The following is a 22,577-nucleotide window of genomic DNA, read 5'->3' on the forward strand; positions in this document are numbered from 1 at the left end:
CGACCCCTGGAGCGAAGATGGACATCAAGCAGCTGAAATTCCTGATCGCTCTCGACGAAACCCGGCACTTCGGCCAGGCCGCCGCGCGTTGTCACATCACCCAGCCGACGCTGTCCATGCGCCTGCGCAGCCTTGAAGAAGAGCTTGAGCTGCCACTGGTCAATCGCGGGCAACGCTTCGAGGGCTTCACCGCGCCGGGCGAACGCGTGCTGGCCTGGGCGCGGACCGTGTTGGCCGCCTATGACGGCTTGTACGCCGAGGCAGCGGCCTGTCGCGGCAATCTGGTGGGGACTTTGCGTTTGGGAGTGGTGCCGCTGTCGAGCTTCGATCCGCTGCCGTTGATGCAACGCCTGCACGCCGAACACCCGAACCTGCGCTTTGAACTGTCGGCACTCAGCTCCGAACAGATCCTCGAACAATTGGCGAACAATCGTCTGGATCTGGGAGTTTCCTATCTGGAACGCCTGGACGGCGAACACTTCGACTCGCTGGCCTTCAGCGAAACCCGCATGGGTCTGCTCTACGATCAGCGATTCTTCAGCTTTGGCGAGGCGCCGCTGAGTTGGGAGTCGCTGATCGAATTGCCGCTGGGCATGCTCACCAGCGGCATGCACTTTCGCCAGTCCATCGATCACAACTTCCACAGCCGTGGCCTCACCCCGCAGCCCCTGTTACAGACCGACGCCGTGCATCAACTGTTACAAGCTGTGCATGGCGGCCTGTGTTGTGCGGTGATGCCGCTGGAGGGGGGTCTCGAAGGCCTGACCGAGCACTTGCGCCTGCAACCGATTGCAAATGCCCAGACGCTCGGCCGGTTGGGGTTGATCATGCGTCGCAGTGCTCCACGCTCGGCTTTGGCAGAAGCTTGCTTTGCGATCTATCAGCAATCGTTGACCCAAGCTTGATCGACGGCATCTATCGGCACATCAGTAATAGCGATTAGACGCGACAGTTTGCCGCGCCTAGTCTTAAAGCTGACCAAACCGTCGGTGATGCCATGAAAGCCAAGCGCCCTGCCTGCGCGGCGCCTGCCCTCGAAACGCCCGCGCCCGCCGCCAGCCAGACCTATAGCTACAGCAATCTTGAATATTCGGAATCGGACAGCACAGCGCTGGCCGAAGAAGTCGCGTTGGCGATTGCCTATAACGGCATCAGCCAGGCCGTGATGCTGGTGACGCCGACTGACCTCGAAGACTTTATTGTCGGCTTCAGCCTGGGCAGCGGCATCATCGAGGACGCCAATGATATTTATGATTTGCAGCTCAGCGGTTCAGGGTCAGCTCAATACGCGCAAGTGACCATCGCCAACCGTGCGTTCTGGAACCTCAAGCAGCAGCGTCGGCAACTGGCCGGCACCAGCGGTTGCGGCCTGTGCGGCGTAGAAGCGGTGGAGCAGGCCCTGCCGGATCTCAAAGTGTTGTCCGGCGCCCCGCTACCGCCCGCCGAATGGCTCGACGGCCTGCGCCAGCGCATCGGCGCGTTCCAGCCTTTGGGCCAGCATTGCGGTGCAGTGCATGCCGCAGTGTTCATGAATGACCGCGGCGAATTGTTGCTCGGTCGTGAAGACATTGGCCGGCACAACGCCCTCGACAAGCTGATCGGCGGACTGGTTCGCCAGAACATTTCGATTGAAGGCGGGCTGGCGATTGTCACCAGCCGTTGCAGTCTCGAATTGATTCAGAAAGTCTTGCGCGCCGGCATCCAGACCCTGGTCAGCCTGTCGTCGCCCACGGGCCTTGCCGTGCAGTGGGCCCGACGACACAACCTCAACCTCATCCATTTGCCACAGAAAAATGCGCCACGGGTTTACAGCCCTGCTTTGGAGAATCAAGCGTGAGTCAACACCGTCAAGCCGACCAGACACCCGTTCCTCGCTACAAACCCTACAAAGGTCCGGCCGGTGGTTGGGGCGCACTGATCAGCGTCGCCCAGGCCTGGTTGACCAGCGACAACGCGCTGAAAAACCTGCGCATGATGCTCAAGACCAACAAGAACGGCGGCTTCGACTGCCCCGGTTGTGCCTGGGGCGATTCCAATGAAGCCGGTATGGTGGCGTTCTGTGAAAACGGCGCCAAAGCGGTGAACTGGGAAGCGACCAAACGCCGGGTCGATGGCAAGTTCTTCGCCAGACACAGCGTCACTTCATTGCTGGAGCAGAGCGACTACTGGCTCGAATATCAAGGCCGTCTGACCGAGCCGCTGCGTTACAACGCACAAACCGATCGCTACCAGCCCATCAGCTGGGACGAAGCCTTTGCACTGATCGCCAAACACTTGAAGGGCCTGTCGAGCCCGGATCAGGCCGAGTTCTACACCTCGGGGCGGGCCAGCAACGAGGCGGCTTTTCTTTATCAATTGTTTGTGCGCGCCTACGGCACCAACAATTTTCCCGACTGCTCGAACATGTGCCACGAGGCCAGTGGTGTTGCGTTGTCGCAAAGTGTCGGTGTCGGCAAAGGCACCGTAACCTTCGATGACTTCGAACACGCCGATGCGATTTTCGTCTGGGGACAGAACCCTGGCACCAACCACCCGCGGATGCTCGAACCGCTGCGTGAGGCGGTGAAGCGCGGCGCACAAGTGGTGTGCATCAACCCGCTCAAGGAGCGCGGCCTGGAACGTTTCCAGCATCCGCAACACCCGATCGAAATGCTCACCAATAGTGACAAGCCAACCAACACCGCGTACTTCCGCCCGGCACTGGGCGGAGACATGGCGATCATGCGCGGCATGGCCAAGTTTCTGCTGCAGTGGGAACGCGATGCGCAAAAGACTGGCGCGCCGGCGGTGTTCGACCACGACTTCCTCAACGAGCACAGCGTCAACGTGCTGGACTACCTGGCTGTCATCGACGACACCCCGTGGGAGCAGATCGTCGCGCAATCCGGCCTGCCGCTGGTGGAAATCGAGCAAGCCGCGCGCATGTACGCCAAGGGCAAGAACGTCATCATGTGCTGGGCGATGGGCATCACCCAGCATCGCCACTCGGTGGCAACTATCCAGGAAATCGCCAACCTGATGCTGCTGCGCGGCAACATCGGTCGGCCGGGCGCAGGCCTGTGCCCGGTGCGCGGCCACAGTAACGTGCAGGGCGACCGGACCATGGGCATCAACGAACGTCCGCCGGTGGCGTTTCTCGATGCGCTGGAACGGCGCTTCCAGTTCAAGGTGCCCCGTGAAAATGGCCACAACGTGGTCGAGGCCATCCACGCCATGGCCGAAGGCCGGGCGAAAGTGTTCATTGCCCTGGGCGGCAACTTCGCCCAAGCCACCCCCGACAGCACTCGAACCTTCCAGGCCCTGAGCAATTGCGACCTGACCGTTCAGATCAGCACCAAGCTCAACCGCAGCCATTTGGCTCACGGTAAAGACGCGTTGATTCTGCCGTGCCTGGGCCGTACCGACATCGACCGGCAAACCGAAGGCCCGCAAGCGGTGACCGTCGAAGACTCGTTCAGCATGGTCCATGCCTCCAATGGTCAACTGGAGCCGCTGTCGAACCAGATGCGCTCTGAGCCGGCGATCCTCGCCGGCATCGCCGCCGCAACCCTGGGCAATCATCCGGTGGACTGGAACTGGCTGGTCGGCGACTACCGCCGCATCCGCGACCTGATCGCCGAGACCATCCCCAACTTCAAAGACTTCAACGAAAAGATCAAGAACCCGGGCGGCTTCTACCTCGGCAACAGTGCCGGTGCGCGCAAGTGGAACACCGTATCGGGCCGGGCCAATTTCAAACCGAACCTGTTGCCCAAGGACCTGGTACACGAACGCACTCGCGCCACCGGCAAGCTGCCGGACCTGATCATGCAATCGATGCGATCGCACGATCAGTACAACACCACGATCTATGGCCTCAACGATCGTTATCGCGGAGTGAAGGGTCAGCGCGATGTGTTGTTCGTCAACGAAGCCGACATCATTCGCCTGGGCTTCAAACCGGGGCAAAAGGCTGACATCGTTTCGCTCTGGGATGACGGCGTTGAACGCCGGGTGAAAGGCTTCACGCTGCTGGCATTCGACATCCCGGCCGGGCAGGCGGCGGCGTACTACCCGGAAGTGAATCCGTTGGTGCCGCTGGAAAGCACCGGGGACGGTAGTCATACGCCGACGTCGAAATTTGTGGCGATCCGCCTCGAAGCGGCGAGTGAGACCGGGTTGATCATGGCCAGGTCGGCGTAACGCGACGTCTGATCTGCCCCCATCGCCAGCAGGCTCGCTCCCACATTCGATCTTCAGTGAACACATCATTGGTGTTCGACGGAAATCCACTGTAGGAGCGAGCCTGCTCGCGATGGCGCCGGACGGTTCAATCCATGTTTCAATACTGTCGAAAAATTTCCAAACGCCCACAAAAAAGGCCGTTTTCTAACGAAAACAGCCTTTGCGAAGTAGTAAAAGACCGGCGAAAAACAGTTAAGTTCCGCCCAAAAAACAGCAACTTATAGAAATGTGCTGAAGTCGTGTTACTCGTCGGATTTCGATTGTCACACCTCTGACACAGCCTCAGGATCGCGTCGTCATCCCCTTGAGGTTCCTCCATGAAGTTCTCCTCGATTCTCTTGTTGTCCCTTGGCCTGGTCAGTGGCATTGCCTCTGCCGGCGGCACCACCGAAGCAGGTGTGGGCGGCGCATTGGGCGGGGTTCTAGGCTCAGTCGTCGGCCAATCGATTGGCGGCAATACAGGTTCCACTATCGGCGCGGCCCTGGGTGGCGCGGGTGGTAGCGCAGTTGGCGCAGACAAACGCAGCCGTGGCGAAGCCGCCATTGGTGGTGCGTTGGGCGCGGCTGGCGGTAACGTGGTCGGCCGCAGTGTGGGCGGCACCACCGGCAGCCTGATCGGCTCCGCAGCAGGCGGCGGCGCCGGCGGCGCGCTGGGTAACTACATGGGCAACAAGAGCGATGACGATGACGATGATGATCGCCGTTATCGTGGCCATGATGATCGTCGTTACTACCGTGACGGTCACCCGGGCCGTGGCCATGCCTATGGTCATCGCAAGCACCACAAACACTACCGCCATCGCGACTGACCGAAGAGGTCTCGCTGGTAACGAAATCGCAGCCCGAGGGCTGCGATTTTTTTTGCCGGCGTTACACCACCAGACGCTCCAGTGCCTCGCGCAAACCGGCCGGAATCGCCACCGGCTGATTCGAAGCGCGGTCGACAAACACATGCACGAAGCGACCCGCTGCGCAGGCTTCGCCCTCTCCTTGCTTGAACACCGCCAACTCGTACTGGACCGAGCTGTTGCCCAGTTTTGCGACCCGCAACCCGATCTCGATCCGCTCCGGAAAAGCAATGGAAGCAAAGTAATCGCAGGCTGAGCTCACCACGAACCCCACCACTTCGCCGTCATGGATATCCAGACCACCGACTTCGATCAGGTAAGTGTTCACCGCCGTATCGAAGAAGCTGTAGTAGGTGACGTTATTGACGTGACCGTAGGCATCGTTGTCATGCCAGCGGGTGGTGATGGGCTGGAAGTGTCGGTATTCGGTGCGTTGCGGCATCTGCGTTGCTTCCTGGGGCTTGAACTTCGATTTTAAAGTGAAACCGCGTCGTGATCATCGCTGGCAGCCAGCTCCCACAGACCACCACTAACCTTGTGGGCGCTGGCTTGCCAGCGAAGGCGCCCTCCCAGGCGTCCCATCGATCACCTGTCGGCAAACCCTTTACCCGCCGCCGCCAGTTCGCCTATCAACCGCGCCGGGCTCCAGTGATCCCCCTGGCGGGTCTCAAGCGCCAGCAAACGCTGATGAATATCCGCCAACCCCTGCTGGTCCGCCCAAGCCATTGGCCCACCCTTGTCGGCCGGGAAGCCGTAGCCGTTGAGGTACACCAGATCGATATCGTGGGCGGACTCTGCGATGCCTTCCTGAAGAATCTTCGCGCCTTCATTGACCAGGGCCAGCAGGCAGCGTTCGAGGATTTCTTCCTGGCTTATTTCGCGACGATGAAAGCCCAAGCCTTCGCTGACTTCCAGCACCAGCGCGTCGACCTGCGGATCGTGCTCGGCCTGACGGCTGCCCGGCTCATAGTGATAAAAACCGTTGCCGCTCTTCTGACCGAAACGGCCCAGTTCACACAGGCGGTTATCCACCTGAACCTCTGGCGCATCCTGCCCCACACCGGACAGTTTCCGGGCGCGCCATTGCAGGTCGACACCGACGACGTCGAACATGCGGAACGGACCCATGGCGAAACCGAAACCTTGCAGCGCCGCATCCACCTGATAGGGATAAGCCCCCTCCAGCAGCATTTTGCGCGCTTCAAGCACATAGGTATTGAGCATGCGGTTGCCGATGAAGCCGTCGCAATTGCCCGCCACCACACTGACCTTGCCCATGCGCTTGCCCAGCGCCAGCGCTACCTCAATTACCGCGGGAGCGGTCTGGGCACCGCGGACGATTTCGAGCAGTTTCATGATGTGCGCGGGGCTGAAAAAATGCAGGCCCAGGACTTGCTGAGGGCGACCGGTGACAGCAGCGATTGCGTCGATGTCCAGCGCCGAGGTGTTGCTCGCCAGAATGGCTTCAGGTTTGAGCAGGCTATCGAGCTCACGGAAAATCGACTGCTTGAGTTCCAGGTTTTCGTAAACGGCTTCGATCACCAGGTCAACGTCACGGATGGCCGCATAATCAGCCGCGCTGGTGACCCGGGCAATGCGGGCATCGGCCTCGGCCTGATTGATTCGCTCCTGCCGCACGCTGTGGGCGTAGGTGTCGGCGACGGCAACCAGTGCCTGCTCAAGCATCTGCGGATTGTTGTCGACCCACTGCACCGCTACGCCGGCGTTGGCCAGGCACATGACAATGCCACGGCCCATGGTGCCCGCGCCGATCACGGCTGCGCGCTGAATGTCGAACGGTGTCTGGCTCATATCTTGTTCTCTTGTTGGCGATCCAAAGACAGCCCTCACCATAGTCAGCCACCACCCTTTTTTGAAATTTATTCCTGTGATGAGCGACATTCAGCGGATGGATGCGCCCCAAGACATTCGCCAATCCCTGCAGGTTAAAGGTGTGACTGGGACCAGTTGCGCACCTCGGCATACGGATACTCCTCCAGCACCGCAAACCCCGGAATCGTGCGGGCCTTGAGCTTGGTAAACAGCGGCACACTGATCCCGCACAAGAACCGCGTCACTCGCTCAGCCGACGGCATGCTGCCCGTGTGCTGCTCATGCCTGTGGATAAACTCGCCGCACAGCGCCTCGAAGTGTTTATCCACAAGTGCCGGCAGCTCCGGCGGTGCCGGTAGCCGGGCGACCTGACCGTGACACACCGAACAATGCCCGCACTGTTGCGGGGCATTGCTGTCGCCGAAATACTCAGCCAATCGAAATCCCAGGCAACGGTCGGTGGCGAACAGATCCAGCATCGCGTGTATCCGCGTGATTTCGGTGTGTTCATGCTGAGTGAAACCGGCGTGAAGTTCAGCGCTGAGTGCCTGGGGGTCGAAATCTGTTTTCAGCAGGGTATAGACCTCGGTCATCAACTTGCTTTCAAGCTCGACCCAGCCCTTCTCCTGGAAGTAATCCAGCGCCTTGACCACCCGGTTGCGCTCGGCCTGATGTTGCTCGTACAGCGCGTCGAAATTCACCGTGGCCCAGCTCCGCGCTCGCTTTGAGGTCTGGATGATCGCCGCGACGAAATCCCTGCGCTCGCCTTCGAAACGAGCCAGCAACGCTTCGGGTTCCTCCAGGTATTTGAAACGGTACTCAGCGTAATAGGCGTAACGCGGGGCGATGATTCCACGAAGCTCCAGTTGTACCAGCAAGGTCTTGAGCGGGAGCTGGCGAATATTGCTGTTGTCCGCCAAGGGACCCCACATAAACTCCCACTCCCCTTGCGGCGCGCACGCTTGCAACTCGTCTAGCACATGGCGGATACCGTCGAGCTCAGGGGTATCGCCGTAAACGAAGTTTTCCAGCACGTTGAGGCTGTCGCGGTTGGCCAGCACCAAACAATCGGACGGCTGACCGTCACGCCCGGCGCGGCCAATTTCCTGGCTGTAGTTTTCGATGGATTTGGGCAAATCGAAATGCACGACGTTGCGGATATCGCTCTTGTCGATGCCCATGCCGAAAGCGATGGTGGCGACGATGCAATTGGACTGCCCGCCCATGAAACGCTTCTGGATGCCATCGCGCTGCTCGTGGGGCAAACCGGCGTGATAAGCCTCGGCCTGAATGCCATGGCGTTGCAAGTGTTCGGCAATATGCTCGGCGGTTTTTTGCAAGGTGACGTAGACGATACTCGGCTGTCCGGGACGTTCGCTCATCCATTCAACGAGGCGCCGTCGCTTGTCCTGACCGCGCACCGGTTCTACCCAGAGATTGAGGTTCGGGCGATAGAAACCGGTGGTCACCACGTCTTCGGCAGCGATGGCGAATTTCGCCTGCATGTCGACGATGACCTTGGGCGTTGCGGTCGCCGTCAGCAGCAGCACTTGCGGGATGTTGAATTGCCGCTGATAGTCCGGCAGCTTGAGGTAATCCGGGCGGAAGTTGTGGCCCCACTCCGAGATGCAGTGCGCCTCATCCACCACCAGCAACGAAATCGGCACTTGCTGCAGGAAATTGCGGAAACGCTCGTTCTTCAGGCGTTCCACCGACACCATCAGGATCTTCAATTCGCCGGACCTGGCGCGGGCCATCACCTCGCTGGCGTCATCGCGACTCTGCGCCGAATCGATACTGCCCGCCGCAATGCCGTGGCGTTGCAGAAACGCTAATTGATCCTGCATCAACGCCAGCAACGGCGAAACCACCAACGTCAGGTGCGGCAGCAGTACGGCCGATAATTGATAGCACAGGGATTTGCCGGAACCGGTGGGAAAAATCGCCGCCGCCGAGCGCCCCGCCATGATGGCGTTGAGCGTTTTTTCCTGACCGGGTCGAAACTGTGGATAACCGAAAACCTGTTCCAGGGTGTTGTGCATAAGCTGTCACTCCGTTGACCGCTGCGATGAGCAAAGCCTAGCCGGCGATCGCAGCGAGTCGAGAAAAGGTCGGGGCAAAAAACGATACGGGATGATACAGCGGATGGCTCGCATGGATTGCACGGCTTGCGGGAAGAGGTCAGCCCAATCACCACAGAAGCCGAAACAACCTACAGCGTCTGAGGCACCATCAACCAAGACGTAGTCCATTTCCTTATTAGCCAATAAAAACCCTACAAAACCTGTCGACCTCAGCCGTCTTGTCGCACCACACCACGCCCTTCTATAGTCACCGGCGCGGCTGAAACCAGTGACTCGGCCTGCCGGGAACACTTGCCGCTTTCGCACAGGACGCAACTCAATGACGCTCCCCGATCCTCCGACCGACCGCTATCGTCCCCTCAAAACCAGTTACAGCGAATCGCCCGTCCTCGTCATCGACACCACGGCCAGCACCGGCGACATCCTCGACGCCGCGCATCAACGCCTGCGGGCAGCCAGCGATTTGCTCGAAACGCTTTATTGCTTGTGCTTCAAACAGGCCGACGTTAAAGACATCCCTCACATCGTGAATGCGCTTTATCTATTAACGCAGGATGGCTGCCAACTACTGGAAGTTGCAAAACAAAGAATAAGACATTAAAGCCAAAAACAAATACTACAACCCCGGTAACAACTAACCACTTCATAATCCAATTTACTCAAACTAGTCTGCAGGCTCTTAAAACAAAACAGAGCAGCACAATGACTACATTAACTATTTTCTTTTGCGGTACCGGTTCGACCAAATTCGACAACCAAAACCCAACTTACTGGAATGGCGAACTGGTTTCGGCACTCGCCTCCCATCATGCTGGCAGAGAATTTGCCGAATGGATCGTGGTCGACGGCCCCGGTACCAGCAACCTGCAAGCTGATGAGCTGTTCACTCAATCCAAGGACTATGGCTTGAGCGGCACCTTGTTCGGCAAGGGCTGGGAGGAGAACGTCAAGCACGCCATCAACATCATCAAAGGCCAATGTGACTGGCAACGTGAAAAGCTGACCGAGACCGAATACAACCGCCTGAAGGCAGCCGGCATTCCAATCGAAGACGTGATCGTCGAAGGTTCCTGGCTGTGGCGTAAATATAACTACGGCGACCGCAGTGTGACCCAGCAGAAGTTGCAAGAACAAATCATCAAAACGTTTCGCAAGGACGGTGTTATTCCGACCAAGGTCAACTTGGTAGGCTGGAGTCGCGGCGGCATTAGTTGCCACATGCTGGCCAATGCCATGTTTAACGACAGCGAATTGAAGAACATCCCGGTCAATATTTTTGCGATTGATCCGGTACCGGGCATCGGTAACTTTCAGGAAAGCAAAGTAAAACTGAGTGCCAACGTAAAAGAATATGTCGGCTTCTACGCCCGAGACGAGCGCTCCAAAGGCTTCAGCTGTGTCATCCCGCAAACGGCCACCGGCACCCGAACCCACATCTACCCGATGCCCGGCCGCCATGGCACGCTGGTTGGCAACGCCGCAGCAGACGGGGTCAGCGGCCCTAAAGTGCTGGCCGAACCCGGCCTGATCGTCCGTCACTTTGCCGAAGTGTGCCTGAAGCGCTGGGGCGTGCCGCTGGACAAAACCCTCAACCTGAGCGCGGCCGACCTGCAGAACCACCACAACGCCATGGTCAGCGCCGCCGCGAAATACAAAGCGATGGAGAAGTGCTCGTACACCTACTTCACCGAATTGGACCAGGGCGAGCGTTACGTTTCACTGGGCAGCAATGGGGTCAGGTTCTCGGCAGTGAAAGGCACGATCTATGTGCCGGCAGCCGGGCTGAGCAATGACCTTCTGGATGTGGCTTCGTACCAGCATATTCGTTGAGATGGCGGGCGCGGGATGGTGGAAAGCGCGAGAACACTCTTCGCGAAAATTCCCATGGAAAGGGCCTAGCCGAGGTTCGGCCCGATCCTACAAGCGGGGACTCCTTATCGTTCCCACGCTCTGCGTGGGAATGCCTCAAGGGACGCTCCGCGTTCCAGCTCTCGAAAGGGACGCAGAGCGTCCCGGGCTGCATTCCCACGCAGAGCGTGGGAACGATCAAACGGTGACGTGGAAGACATCCCGCACATCACCCACGCGCTCTACCTGCTAACGCAGGACGGCTGCGACCAGCTGAAAGTCGCCCAACAACGCATGCTCAACTGGAAAGCGCCAGGCTAAAGTGGAGTGAACAGATCGTTCCTACGCTCTACGTGGGAACGATCATCCTCCGCGAAGCATCAAAAATACCGGTCTATCGACCGGATCGTTTGAGCTACACTTGGGCATTGCACAAAGAGGCAGATGTCATGAGCGAACTGACTTTTCAGCAAAAACAGGATTATTACGACAAAGTACGCCGTTCAAATTACTTGGCGAGCTTGCGTCTTGAAGGCTTCGACACTTCCCGTGCCGATGCTGAAAAACCGCTCCCATCGCGGGAGGCGGTACTCAATAAATATCGTCAGAATCCTCGTTAATGATGGATAAATACGGGGTCGGTCAAGACCCCTACTGCTACCCTGGTAGCGACGTGCTGCGTAACCTGCTCAACATTCATGATGAAGAGCAACTACACAAAGCAGAGCGAGAACTCTCAGAAATCGCCGTCAGCAAATTCCGCCTCCTCCCCCCTCCGTACGACCTCAGCCTTTTACAGCATATTCATAAATCCTTGTTTTCCGATGTCTACGAATGGGCGGGACTATTGAGGACAGTGAATATCCAGAAAGGAGATACACTTTTCTGCACAGCAGACCGAATCGCCCCTGAAGCCGAAAAGATTTTTCGCGTCATGGAAAATGCCGCGTGGTTCGAAGGCGCCAGTAAAGCAGAGCTCATCGTCAAGGTTGCTGAAACGTATGGTGATTTAAATGTGATTCATCCTTTTCGCGAAGGTAACGGTCGGGCTCAACGGATCCTGTTTGAGCAAATCATCATCAATGCAGGGTTTGCTGTTGATTGGTGGCTGATCAAAGACAGCGCATGGATTCCCGCGAACATTGATGCGGTCACCTGCGATTACAGTGGCCTCCAAACTATTTTCGAGCGTTGCATTGGGGATCAGCTGAACATGCCACCACTACTGAATTGACCATTTCTATATTGGCAGTTGTGCGTCTGACGGTTAAACAGCACCCACAAAAAAGCCGCCCGAGGGGCGGCTTTTTCATTGCATCAAACCAACACTTACAACTTAGGCCCAGCGGCCTTGATTGCATCGCTCACTTCGAACTTCTTGAAGTTCTCGATGAACAGGCCGGCCAATGCTTTGGCGGCTTCGTCGTAGGCGGCTTTGTCGGCCCAGGTGTTGCGTGGGTTCAGCAGGCCAGTCTCAACGCCCGGTACGGCCAGTGGCACGTCGAGGTTGATGGTGTCCAGGTGCTCGGTTTCGGTACCGATCAGCGCGCCGCTCTGGATCGCTGCGATCACCGCACGGGTGGTCGGGATGTTGAAGCGCTTGCCGACGCCGTAGCCACCGCCGGTCCAGCCGGTGTTGACCAGGTAAACCTTGGAGCCGAAGCCGCGGATGCGCTTGATCAGCAGTTCGGCGTATTCGCCGGCTGGACGCGGGAAGAACGGTGCGCCGAAGCAGGTCGAGAAGGTCGACTTGATGCCGCTGCCCGAACCCATTTCAGTCGAGCCCACCAGTGCGGTGTAGCCGGACAGGAAGTGGTAGGCCGCTTGTTCTTCGTTGAGGATCGACACTGGCGGCAGCACGCCGGTCAGGTCGCAGGTCAGGAAGATCACAGCGTTCGGCTCGCCACCGAGGTTCTTCTCGGAACGCTTGGCAACGTGCTCCAGCGGGTACGCGGCACGGCTGTTCTGGGTCAGGCTGACATCGGCATAGTCGGCGTGCTTGGCATCGTCGATGACGACGTTTTCCAGGACCGCGCCGTGCTTGATGGCTTTCCAGATAACCGGCTCGTTCTTCTCGGACAAGTCGATGCACTTGGCATAGCAACCGCCTTCGATGTTGAACACTACGCCCTCGCCCCAACCGTGTTCGTCGTCACCGATCAGGTAACGGCTTTCGTCGGCGGACAGGGTGGTTTTACCAGTGCCGGACAGACCGAAGAACAGGGTCACGTCGCCTTCTTCGCCGATGTTGGCGGCGCAGTGCATTGGCAGCACGTCAGCGGCCGGCAGCAGGAAGTTCTGCACCGAGAACATGGCTTTCTTCATTTCACCGGCGTAACGCATGCCGGCGATCAGCACTTTTTTCTGTGCGAAGTTGATGATCACGCAACCGTCGGAGTTGGTGCCGTCACGCTCAGGCACGCACTCGAAGTTGGCCACGTTGAGCACTTGCCATTCTTCACGGCCAGCCGGGTTGTACTGGGCCGGGTTGATGAACAGGCAACGACCGAACAGGTTCTGCCAGGCAGTCTGGGTGGTCATTTTAACGGCCAGGTAGTGCTCGGAAGCGGCACCTACGTGGACGTGGGAAACGAAATGCTCTTGCGCGTTGTTGAACGCCTCGACACGGTTCCACAGGGCGTCGAATTTGTCGGCCGGGAACTTGCGGTTGATCGGGCCCCAGGCGATGGCGCCCGTGGTGCTCGGCTCATCAACGATGAAACGATCGACTGGCGAACGGCCGGTACGGTGACCGGTACGAACAACCAGTGCGCCGGTATCGGCAAGCTCGCCTTCACCGCGGTTGAGGGCTTCTTTAACCAGATCATCAACACTCAGATCGGTGTACACGGCGTTATTGGCTTGCGTCATGAGGTTCCCCGTCGGCCAGTGGCCGAGTGCTCCAAACGTTTTTGTAGTAGAAAGTCGTGCACTACTACCGCGAAAAAAGTGGCCCGGATTATGCCAGAAAAGCCCAAAAAAAGTAGGCCCCTCCTGTCGTAACGGCGTAAATCCGGCACCGAGCAGTGAATTTACCTGCGCTGAACCGTTTTAGTGACGGGTATCTGACGGGGTCTCGACACCCGCGCCGGCGAACAATTGAGCGACATCGGCGGCGTCGAACAGGTATTGCTGGTTGCAGAACTGACAGTCAATTTCGATCTTTCCACCGTGTTCAACCACCAGATTCTGCGCGTCTTCCATACCCAGACTGACCAGTGCGTTGGCTGAACGTTCGCGCGAGCAGCTGCAACGGAAGCGCAGTTTTTGCACGTCGAACAAACGCACTTGCTCTTCGTGGTAGAGACGATGCAGGACGGTTTCGTTGTCCAGGCCCAACAGCTCATCGGCAGTCAACGTCCCGCTCAACGCGGTGAGGTGCTGCCAGCTGGCGGCGCGTTCTTCTTCGTCTTTCAGGCGATCGGCAGGCAGTTGCTGCAGCAACAGGCCACGGGCGCGACGGCCATCGGCGCAAAGCTTGATGCGTGTGCCGATCTGTTGGGACATCACGAAGTAGTTGGTGAAGCAGTCAGACAGCGTTTCACCGTCCAGATCGACCACGCCCTGGTAGCGCTGGCCTTGTGTCGGGTCGATGGTCAGTGTCAGCGAGCCGTCGGGCATCAGATCGGCCAAGGTGGCGTCGGGCGCAATCCGCTCGGCCTCGTAACGGGCCAGGCCTCGGATGTCGCGCTCGCTGGAGCATTCGATCATCAGCAACGGGATCGGGCCTTCGGAGCGGGCCTGAAGGATCAGCAAGCCGTCAAACTTCAAGGTGCCGACCAGCAACGCCGCCGCCGCCATCAGTTCGCCGAGCAGTTGCGCAACCGGCTCCGGATAGGCGTGTTTGGCCAGGACTTCAGCGTAGCTGAGCTCCAGCGAAACCATCTCGCCACGGGTGTCGCTGTCATCGAAGATGAAGCGTTGAGTGAAGTCGTTATCCGGTAGGTCGGTCATAAGTCTGGGTATCTGAAGTGGAGACAAAAGTGATTACAGAATTCGAGGTTACGCCTTGGCCACAGCCCCTGGCTGTCTGGTTATGGCTTACAGGCCGGCGACTGCGCGCGTTTTACGACGAACGGCACATACACGGCAGGCGAATTACCTCATATGGCTACGCGCAGGTGCAATTACAAGTCTTGGCCGGGTTGGTGCGATCGGCGGCGAGGGCAATCATTCGTTGCTGCTGCCCCGAAACTTGAACAGATCCCGGCGCTGCTTCTTGCTCGGCTTGCCATCGGTGCTCACGCCCAGGGCGCCCGCCTTGCGCTCGGCGGCGGCGTTTTCTCGCTTGGCGATACTGGCGTCAGTTTCCGCGTACAGCATCTGCGCTTCCGGCGCGCCTCGGCGCACGATCGACAGCGCCTTGACCACCACCGTGCGTTCCTCGAAACCGGTGCGGATCACAAATTCGTCGCCAATACGTGGCTCCTTGCCAGGCTTGCAACGCTCACCGCGGCAATGCACCTTGCCACTTTCAATCGCTGCCTTGGCCAAGGCGCGAGTTTTGTAAAACCGTGCAGCCCACAACCATTTATCGAGGCGGACTTTGTCGTCCTCTTCGTTTTTTTGTGCCATGGGATTTCCTCGTTCTGAAATATTGGTGAACTGTACTACCGTTCTGTCGTACCAAGAATTACTCCGGCCCGGACTACAATGCTGACATTCCATAACCTCCTTGCGGGGCTGGCAATCCGGGCCGTAGATATCTGTCGCCTTTTAACCATTATTCTGCGTGAATACCGCGGATTCGGCCGCCTGCGGCCACCGTGGTTTCTACCGGTTGAGCCATTTTGAAGACATTTGACCATTTGACCGTTGTCGGTCTGCGCGAGTGGGTGGCGCTCCCGGATCTGGGAGTCGCCGGCCTTCGCGCAAAAATCGACACCGGCGCCAGCACCTCCAGCCTGCATGCCACCGACATCGAGACGTTCGAGCGCGACGGTGGGCAGTGGGTACGCTTCACGGCGCACCTGGGCACGGTGGTGCAGTTGCGTCACCGGCGCTGCGAAGCCCCGCTGGTGACAAGAAAAACCATCAAAAGCTCCAACGGTCACGCGCAAGTGCGATACGTGATCAGCACCACCCTGGCCCTCGGTGATCGGGTCTGGCGGGTCGAGTTCACCCTCGCCTGCCGCAAGTCCATGCGATATCGCCTGTTACTCGGTTCCAAAGCCTTGATCGACGGCCAACTGGTGGTCAATCCGGGTATCAAGTATGTACAAGACAAGCCGGTGTTCCCGGTATCTACCTCCTCCACAGGTGTTGCATGAAGATCGCTGTGCTGTCGCGGAACCCGCGTCTGTATTCCACCCGTCGCCTGGTCGAAGCCGGTACCGAACGCGGCCATGAAATGGTGGTGGTCGATACCCTGCGCGCCTACATGAACATTGCCAGTCATAAACCGCAGATCCACTACCGCGGCAAGCCGCTGGAGGGCTTCGACGCGGTGATTCCGCGGATCGGTGCATCCGTTACTTTTTATGGCTGCGCAGTGTTGCGCCAGTTCGAAATGATGGGGGTTTTTCCGCTCAACGAATCGGTGGCTATTGCCCGTTCAAGGGACAAGCTGCGGTCGCTGCAATTGTTGTCGCGCCGGGGCATTGGTCTGCCGGTCACCGGTTTTGCCCACTCACCGGATGACATTCCCGATCTGATCGAAATGGTCAACGGAGCGCCACTGGTGATCAAGGTGCTGGAAGGCACCCAAGGCATCGGTGTGGTGCTGTGCGAAACCGCCACCGCGGCTGAGTCGGTGATCGAGGCGTTCATGGGCCTCAAGCAGAACATCATGGTCCAGGAGTACATCAAAGAAGCCGGTGGCGCCGACATTCGCTGCTTTGTAGTCGGCGACAAGGTGATTGCGGCCATGAAGCGCCAGGCCAAACCCGGCGAATTTCGCTCCAACCTGCACCGCGGTGGCAGTGCCAGCCTGATCAAGATCACCCCGGAAGAACGCATGACTGCTTTGCGTGCGGCAAAGGTCATGGGGCTGGCGGTGGCGGGGGTCGATATCCTGCGCTCCAATCACGGGCCGCTGGTGATGGAAGTGAACTCATCGCCGGGGCTGGAAGGGATCGAGACCACCACTGGCAAGAACGTGGCGGGGATCATCATTGAGCATCTGGAGAAGAATGGCGGCCCGAACATGACCCGGACCAAAGGCAAGGGCTGAGACACAACCACTGTGGCGAGGGAGCTTGCTCCCGCTCGGCTGCGTAGCAGTCGCAAGATCGGTGATCGTTCCCACGCTCTGCGTGGGAATGCAGCCCGGGGCGCTCCGCGCCCCCCCAAGAGCCGAACGCGGAGCGTCCGAAGAGGCATTCCCACGCAGAGTGTGGGAACGTTCGGGTTAGACGGCATCCCGCGGTAGCATCAACCCCAACGGCAAGCGCACCCGCGCTTCCAATCCGCCACCGGTACGGTTACGCAGTTCAACATTGCCGCCGTGCATCGAGGCAATGCGTTTGACGATCGCCAGCCCCAACCCCGTGCCTTTGCCGCCTCTGGCACGATCACCGCGGGTGAACGGGTTGAAGATCGCCTCCAGCTCGGACGGATCGATCCCGGCACCACGGTCCATGACGCTCAACACCACGTACGGTGCGCTCACATCCCCAGACACGTACGCCGCCACCTCCACACCACTGCCTGCGTGGTGCAGCGCATTGCCGATAAGGTTGTTGAGCAAGCGCTTCATCGATACCCGACGCAATGGAAACGGCTGGATCGGCTCCAGGCGCAAGCGTACTTTTTCTTCGTTCTGGTTAAACGGCGCGGCGACCTCGCGGACCAGATCGCTCAGGTCCACCTCTTCCACCGACTCATCCCGGCCGTCGCGAATGAACGCCAGGAACTGATCGAGAATCGCATCCATGTCCTCGATATCCCGAACCATGTCATCGGTCAGGTCTGTGCGGTCGCCCATCAATTCCAGGGACAAGCGCAAACGGGTCAAGGGCGTGCGCAAGTCATGTGAAACTCCGGCCAGCATCAGTTCGCGCTCGCGACCGGCCTGCTCGACGTCTTCGGCCATTTGGTTGAAGGCGCGATAAACCTCGGTCATTTCGCTCGGTGTATCGCTGATCGGCAGGCGCACACTGCGACCCTGGCCGAGTTGTCGCGCGGCGTAGACCAGGCGCTTCAGAGGTTGATTGAGCTGGCTGACGAAGATCCACGCCGAAGCGGTAGACAGCAAACCGATGGCCAGGAACCAGCCCAGTACGTTCCAGATTTTCTGGCCACGCAATGGGTGCGGATACAGCGGCACTTTCAGCCAGCCATCCCCCAGGCTTGGCGCGCGAACCCACAGCGCCGGAGGCGAATGCATGCGCAACCGGACTTCGGTGTCGGCCCCCAATTCAGCCTGCATCTGCCGCTGATAGATCTCGCTGTAGGGCCAATGCTGTTCGCCTTCCGGCACGCCAGCGCCCACCACCCTGATCAGGGTCGCGGCTTCGGCAATCTTGTCACGATTGTTTTCATCGGCCGCCCAATAGGCGCGTAGCGTCAGGGCAACGCCGTGGCTGTACTGACGATCCACCAGCACGTCTTCGTTCATCAACAGATAAACCAGGGTCAGCGCCTTGGAGAACAGAACGACGATGAGCACCAGCCAAAGGGTGCGGGAGAAAAAGCTCTGGGGGAACCAAACGGGGGTTTTCATGGGTAACCGCTAAACACTTGCAGGAGCGAGCGATGCTCGCATATTGCGGATCGCGAGTCTGCGAGCAAAGTCATCTGACCCGTTGCCCGCAAGACCCGCTCCTACAAATCGCCGATCACTTGGTGGCGGCGCCATCCGGAACGAACACGTAGCCCACGCCCCAGACCGTCTGGATATAACGCGGTTTGGATGGATCGGGTTCGATCATCCGGCGCAGACGGGAAATCTGCACGTCGATGGAACGCTCCAGGGCATCCCACTCGCGGCCACGGGCCAGGTTCATCAGTTTGTCGCGGGTCAGCGGTTGACGGGCGTTCATCACCAGGGCCTTGAGCACGGCGAACTCACCGGTGGTGAGCATGTGCACTTCGTCACCGCGCTTGAGTTCGCGGGTGGCCAGGGACAGCTCGTAGTCACCGAAGGTCACGCTTTCGTCTTCGCTGCCAGGAGCGCCCGGCACCGGAGCCGACTGGCGACGCAGGACGGCTTTGACACGGGCCATCAGCTCATCGGGGTTGAACGGCTTGGCCAGGTAATCGTCGGCACCCAGTTCCAGGCCCTTGATACGGCTCAGCTCATCGCCCTTGGCGGTCAGCATGATGATCGGAATCTGGTTGTTCGCGCCACGCAGGCGGCGGCAGGCGGTCAGGCCGTCTTCACCGGGCAGCATCAGGTCGAGGATGACCAGGTTGAACACTTCGCGTGCCAGCAGGCGGTCCATTTGCTCGGTGTTCGGTACGGCGCGGGCGCGATAGCCCTTGCCGACGAAAAAACGTTCCAGCAGGCTGCTGAGGCCCGGGTCGTCGTCAACAATAAGAATTTTTTCGCCTTCAGCAATGTTTGCAGTGCTGCTCATTGGATGCTCCTTTTAGCTCGGCGCGCATTATGGCGTAGCTGCCGTTATACGCACCGTGTGCATTGTTAGCAGATTTTTCCTTTACCGCCAGAAAACCGGCCATTGAAGCCTCGGCCCGCAATGCCCCCGAATGCCGGAACGCTGGTTATAATGCGCGGCCTTTTGTGTCAGGCAACATCAGACAGGTACTACAGTCAGGCGTCGTTTTTTTCAGGGCGTCGGCAGTAATTGTTCGATTTCACGGGTCAACGGGATACCTTTTGATCCAGGTAGCGGCGCAGGCCAGGCCGCTCAACCAGACTCGCCGAGGCCCTAACTGCGTGCCTGCGAGCCTGCTTTCACAATTTGTCAGGTGGTTTTATGGACAGCATCAACAGCCGCATCGCCGAGGAACTCGGTGTACGCCCACAACAGGTCGAAGCGGCCGTCGCGCTACTCGATGAAGGCTCTACCGTTCCCTTCATCGCCCGTTACCGGAAAGAAGTGACCGGCAGCCTCGATGACACCCAGTTGCGTCATCTGGAAGAGCGTCTGCGCTACCTGCGAGAACTCGACGAACGGCGCATCAGCATCCTCGCCAGCATCCAGGAGCAAGGCAAGCTGACGCCGCAACTGGAACGCGACATCAAACTCGCCGACACCAAGACCCGCCTCGAAGACTTGTACCTGCCGTACAAGCAGAAGCGCCGCACCAAGGGCCAGATCGCCCTGGAAGCCGGCCTCGGCGAATTGGCCGACGGCTTGTTCAACGACCCGACCCTGAGCCCGGAAACCGAAGCCGCACGCTTCATCGACGCGGAAAAAGGCGTGGCCGATGTGAAGGCGGCCCTCGAAGGCGCCAAATATATCCTGATGGAGCGCTTCGCCGAAGACGCCGGCCTGCTCGACAAGCTGCGCAACTACCTCAAGCAGGAAGCGACCCTCAGTGCCCGCGTGATCGCCGGCAAGGAAGAGGAAGGCGCCAAGTTCCGTGATTACTTCGAACACGACGAACCGCTGAAAAGCATGCCGTCGCACCGCGCCCTGGCGATTTTCCGAGGCCGCAACGAAGGCATCCTCAGCTCCGCACTGAAAGTCGGCGACGAACTGCCGGGCACCATGCACCCGTGCGAAGGCATGATCGGCCAGCAATTCGACATCCAGAACCAGAACCGTGCCGCCGACAAATGGCTGGGCGAAGTGGTGCGCTGGACCTGGAAGGTCAAGCTCTACACCCATCTGGAAACCGACTTGCTGGGTGAGCTGCGCGACGGCGCGGAAACCGAAGCGATCAATGTGTTCGCACACAACCTGCACGACCTGCTGCTGTCGGCGCCGGCCGGCCCGCGCGCGACCCTGGGCCTCGACCCGGGCCTGCGTACCGGTTGCAAGGTGGCCGTCGTCGATTCCACCGGCAAGCTGCTCGATCACGCCACGGTTTACCCGCACGTGCCGCATAACAAGTGGGACCAGACCATCGCGATTCTCGCCGCCCTGTGCGCCAAGCATTCGGTGGATCTGATCGCCATCGGCAACGGCACCGCCAGCCGTGAGACCGACAAGCTCGCCGCCGAACTGATCAAAAAATACCCGGCGATGAAGATGACCAAAGTCATGGTCTCGGAGGCCGGTGCATCGGTTTACTCGGCTTCGGAACTGGCGTCCAAGGAATTCCCGGATCTGGATGTATCGATCCGTGGCGCGGTGTCGATTGCCCGTCGCTTGCAAGACCCGTTGGCGGAGCTGGTCAAGATCGATCCGAAATCCATCGGTGTCGGCCAGTACCAGCACGACGTGTCGCAACTGAAACTGGCGCGTGGCCTGGACGCCGTGGTCGAGGATTGCGTGAACGCCGTAGGCGTGGACGTGAACACTGCTTCCGTGGCGCTGCTGGCGCGCATCTCCGGCCTCAACGCGACCCTGGCGCAGAACATCGTCAGCCATCGTGACGAGCACGGCGCGTTCAAAACCCGCGCAGCCTTGAAGAAAGTCGCACGCCTGGGCGAGAAAACCTTTGAACAGGCCGCCGGTTTCCTGCGTGTCATGAACGGTGAAAACCCGCTGGACTCGTCGGCAGTGCACCCGGAAGCCTATCCACTGGTACAGCGCATTGCCGCTGAAACCGACCGCGACATCCGCTCGCTGATCGGCGACGCTGCGTTCCTCAAGCGCCTCGATCCGAAGAAGTACACCGACGAAACCTTCGGTTTGCCAACCGTGACCGACATCCTGCAAGAGCTTGAAAAACCTGGCCGCGACCCACGCCCAGAGTTCAAGACCGCCGAGTTCCAGGAAGGCGTCGAAGACCTCAAGGACTTGCAACTGGGGATGATCCTCGAGGGCGTGGTGACCAACGTGACCAACTTCGGCGCGTTCGTCGACATCGGTGTGCATCAGGACGGTTTGGTGCATATCTCGGCTCTTTCCGAGAAGTTCATCAAGGATCCACGCGAAGCGGTGAAAGCCGGTGACGTGGTGAAGGTCAAGGTGATGGAAGTCGACATCCCGCGTAAACGCGTAGGGCTGTCGATGCGCATGAGCGACACCCCGGGCGAGAAAATCGACGGTGCTCGTGGCGCCCGTCCGGGCTCGGCCCCGCGTCAATCGCAGAACAGCGCGCCGCGCAAGGAAACCACTGCAGCGGCTCCGGCCAATAACGCCATGGCGTCGCTGTTCGCCAACGCCAAGCAGTTGAAGAAGCGTTGATGGAGATCCCTGCGGGGTATACCGAAAGCGCTTTTTTCAAGTTGCTGGGCTGTCGCTTGCACAGCCTGGAAACCGGGGTGGCGCAAGTCGCCCTGGGGCTTGCGCCAGAACTGCGCAATCGCGCCGGCAAGCTGCACGGTGGGGCTTTGTTCAGTCTGGTGGACATTGCCATGGGGCTGGCCTGTTCCAGCAGCCATGGCTTTGACCAGCAGAGCGCGACCATCGAGTGCAAGATCAACTACATCCGCGCCGTCGAAGGCGGTGAGGTGATGTGCACGGCGCGGGTGATACACCCGGGCCGCCGCACGCTGGTGGTCGAGGCCGATGTGATGCAAGGCGACAAATTGGTCGCAAAAGCGCAAGGCACGTTCGCTGTCCTGTAGCTAGATGTCATCGATTTGAGTTAATTTCGCGATTAGAAACCTGTGGGAGCGAGCCTGCTCGCGATGACGGTGGGACAGACGACATAAATGTTGACTGATCCGCCCTCATCGCGAGCAGGCTCGCTCCCACAGGGATTGCGCAGTGATTGACTG

The 22,577-nt window shown here is 59.3% G+C and carries 20 protein-coding genes; 12 read left to right on the forward strand and 8 right to left on the reverse strand.

Annotation, left to right across the window (positions count from 1 at the left end; genetic code table 11):
• The first annotated feature begins 17 nt into the window (after positions 1-17).
• The 4 genes from D8U73_RS11255 (at position 18) to D8U73_RS11270 (ending at position 5,033) form a co-directional block, all read left to right on the forward strand.
• Positions 18-905 carry a LysR family transcriptional regulator gene (locus tag D8U73_RS11255; protein ID WP_056852120.1) on the forward strand — a complete coding sequence of 296 codons (888 nt, stop codon included), beginning with the start codon at positions 18-20 and terminating at the stop codon, positions 903-905.
• Between the two features lie 92 nt (positions 906-997).
• On the forward strand, positions 998-1,837 hold the full coding sequence (gene fdhD / locus D8U73_RS11260) for a formate dehydrogenase accessory sulfurtransferase FdhD (RefSeq protein WP_130904491.1): 840 nt from the start codon (positions 998-1,000) through the stop codon (positions 1,835-1,837).
• A complete protein-coding gene (locus D8U73_RS11265) occupies positions 1,834-4,182 on the forward strand; it encodes an FdhF/YdeP family oxidoreductase (RefSeq protein ID WP_130904492.1) in 2,349 nt (782 codons plus the stop codon). Before fdhD ends, D8U73_RS11265 begins: the two co-directional genes overlap by 4 nt.
• A gap of 359 nt (positions 4,183-4,541) precedes the next feature.
• Positions 4,542-5,033 (forward strand): glycine zipper domain-containing protein, encoded by a 492-nt coding sequence (locus tag D8U73_RS11270; RefSeq protein ID WP_056852117.1) that lies wholly within the window; start codon positions 4,542-4,544, stop codon positions 5,031-5,033.
• A 61-nt stretch (positions 5,034-5,094) separates the two neighbouring features.
• Here the strand turns inward: D8U73_RS11270 and D8U73_RS11275 are convergent, their stop codons facing one another.
• The 3 genes from D8U73_RS11275 to D8U73_RS11285 all read right to left on the reverse strand — a co-directional run bounded on the left by D8U73_RS11275 (position 5,095) and on the right by D8U73_RS11285 (position 8,947).
• Positions 5,095-5,514 (reverse strand): thioesterase family protein, encoded by a 420-nt coding sequence (locus D8U73_RS11275; protein WP_130904493.1) that lies wholly within the window; start codon positions 5,512-5,514, stop codon positions 5,095-5,097.
• A gap of 143 nt (positions 5,515-5,657) precedes the next feature.
• Positions 5,658-6,884 (reverse strand): 3-hydroxyacyl-CoA dehydrogenase, encoded by a 1,227-nt coding sequence (locus tag D8U73_RS11280; protein ID WP_130904494.1) that lies wholly within the window; start codon positions 6,882-6,884, stop codon positions 5,658-5,660.
• A gap of 134 nt (positions 6,885-7,018) precedes the next feature.
• Positions 7,019-8,947, reverse strand: a complete 1,929-nt coding sequence (locus D8U73_RS11285; RefSeq protein WP_130904495.1) for a RecQ family ATP-dependent DNA helicase — start codon at positions 8,945-8,947, stop codon at positions 7,019-7,021.
• Positions 8,948-9,308: 361 nt separating this feature from the next.
• On the opposite strand from D8U73_RS11285, the gene D8U73_RS11290 reads away from it, so the two are divergent.
• From D8U73_RS11290 to D8U73_RS11310, 4 genes are all read left to right on the forward strand, one after another.
• Positions 9,309-9,590 carry a hypothetical protein gene (locus D8U73_RS11290; protein ID WP_056852113.1) on the forward strand — a complete coding sequence of 94 codons (282 nt, stop codon included), beginning with the start codon at positions 9,309-9,311 and terminating at the stop codon, positions 9,588-9,590.
• A gap of 101 nt (positions 9,591-9,691) precedes the next feature.
• Positions 9,692-10,819: a hypothetical protein gene (locus tag D8U73_RS11295; protein WP_056852112.1), complete on the forward strand. Its 1,128-nt coding sequence runs from the start codon at positions 9,692-9,694 to the stop codon at positions 10,817-10,819.
• 467 nt (positions 10,820-11,286) lie between these two features.
• Positions 11,287-11,457: a YhfG family protein gene (locus D8U73_RS11305; RefSeq protein ID WP_082557510.1), complete on the forward strand. Its 171-nt coding sequence runs from the start codon at positions 11,287-11,289 to the stop codon at positions 11,455-11,457.
• The gene (locus D8U73_RS11310; RefSeq protein ID WP_056852111.1) at positions 11,457-12,071 is read left to right on the forward strand and encodes a putative adenosine monophosphate-protein transferase Fic; all 615 of its coding nucleotides are present in this window, start codon (positions 11,457-11,459) and stop codon (positions 12,069-12,071) included. The genes D8U73_RS11305 and D8U73_RS11310 overlap by 1 nt, the downstream gene beginning before the upstream one ends.
• Positions 12,072-12,166: 95 nt before the next feature.
• On the opposite strand, the gene D8U73_RS11315 is transcribed toward D8U73_RS11310, so the two are convergent.
• The 3 genes from D8U73_RS11315 to D8U73_RS11325 all read right to left on the reverse strand — a co-directional run bounded on the left by D8U73_RS11315 (position 12,167) and on the right by D8U73_RS11325 (position 15,412).
• Positions 12,167-13,708 (reverse strand): phosphoenolpyruvate carboxykinase, encoded by a 1,542-nt coding sequence (locus D8U73_RS11315; protein ID WP_056852110.1) that lies wholly within the window; start codon positions 13,706-13,708, stop codon positions 12,167-12,169.
• Between the two features lie 180 nt (positions 13,709-13,888).
• Complete coding sequence (hslO, locus tag D8U73_RS11320; RefSeq protein WP_056852109.1) at positions 13,889-14,791, reverse strand: Hsp33 family molecular chaperone HslO; 903 nt, start codon at positions 14,789-14,791, stop codon at positions 13,889-13,891.
• Between the two features lie 216 nt (positions 14,792-15,007).
• Positions 15,008-15,412, reverse strand: a complete 405-nt coding sequence (locus tag D8U73_RS11325; protein ID WP_056852108.1) for a S4 domain-containing protein — start codon at positions 15,410-15,412, stop codon at positions 15,008-15,010.
• Positions 15,413-15,687: 275 nt separating this feature from the next.
• On the opposite strand from D8U73_RS11325, the gene D8U73_RS11330 reads away from it, so the two are divergent.
• Complete coding sequence (locus tag D8U73_RS11330) at positions 15,688-16,107, forward strand: ATP-dependent zinc protease (protein ID WP_236708394.1); 420 nt, start codon at positions 15,688-15,690, stop codon at positions 16,105-16,107.
• A complete protein-coding gene (rimK, locus tag D8U73_RS11335; protein ID WP_007972871.1) occupies positions 16,104-17,009 on the forward strand; it encodes a 30S ribosomal protein S6--L-glutamate ligase in 906 nt (301 codons plus the stop codon). The genes D8U73_RS11330 and rimK overlap by 4 nt, the downstream gene beginning before the upstream one ends.
• A 177-nt stretch (positions 17,010-17,186) precedes the next feature.
• Here the strand turns inward: rimK and D8U73_RS11340 are convergent, their stop codons facing one another.
• Both D8U73_RS11340 and ompR read right to left on the reverse strand, forming a co-directional pair.
• The gene (locus D8U73_RS11340; protein WP_130904497.1) at positions 17,187-18,500 is read right to left on the reverse strand and encodes an ATP-binding protein; all 1,314 of its coding nucleotides are present in this window, start codon (positions 18,498-18,500) and stop codon (positions 17,187-17,189) included.
• Positions 18,501-18,615: 115 nt separating this feature from the next.
• Entirely contained in the window at positions 18,616-19,356 is a 741-nt protein-coding gene (gene ompR / locus D8U73_RS11345) for a two-component system response regulator OmpR (protein ID WP_056852105.1), read from the reverse strand.
• 360 nt (positions 19,357-19,716) lie between these two features.
• On the opposite strand from ompR, the gene D8U73_RS11350 reads away from it, so the two are divergent.
• A complete protein-coding gene (locus D8U73_RS11350) occupies positions 19,717-22,041 on the forward strand; it encodes a Tex family protein (protein WP_130904498.1) in 2,325 nt (774 codons plus the stop codon).
• The gene (locus tag D8U73_RS11355) at positions 22,041-22,424 is read left to right on the forward strand and encodes a PaaI family thioesterase (protein WP_056852103.1); all 384 of its coding nucleotides are present in this window, start codon (positions 22,041-22,043) and stop codon (positions 22,422-22,424) included. Before D8U73_RS11350 ends, D8U73_RS11355 begins: the two co-directional genes overlap by 1 nt.
• Positions 22,425-22,577 lie beyond the last annotated feature (153 nt).

The sequence above is a fragment of the Pseudomonas sp. Sample_22 genome, from assembly GCF_004307635.1.
In the GTDB taxonomy this organism is placed as follows: Bacteria; Pseudomonadota; Gammaproteobacteria; order Pseudomonadales; family Pseudomonadaceae; genus Aquipseudomonas.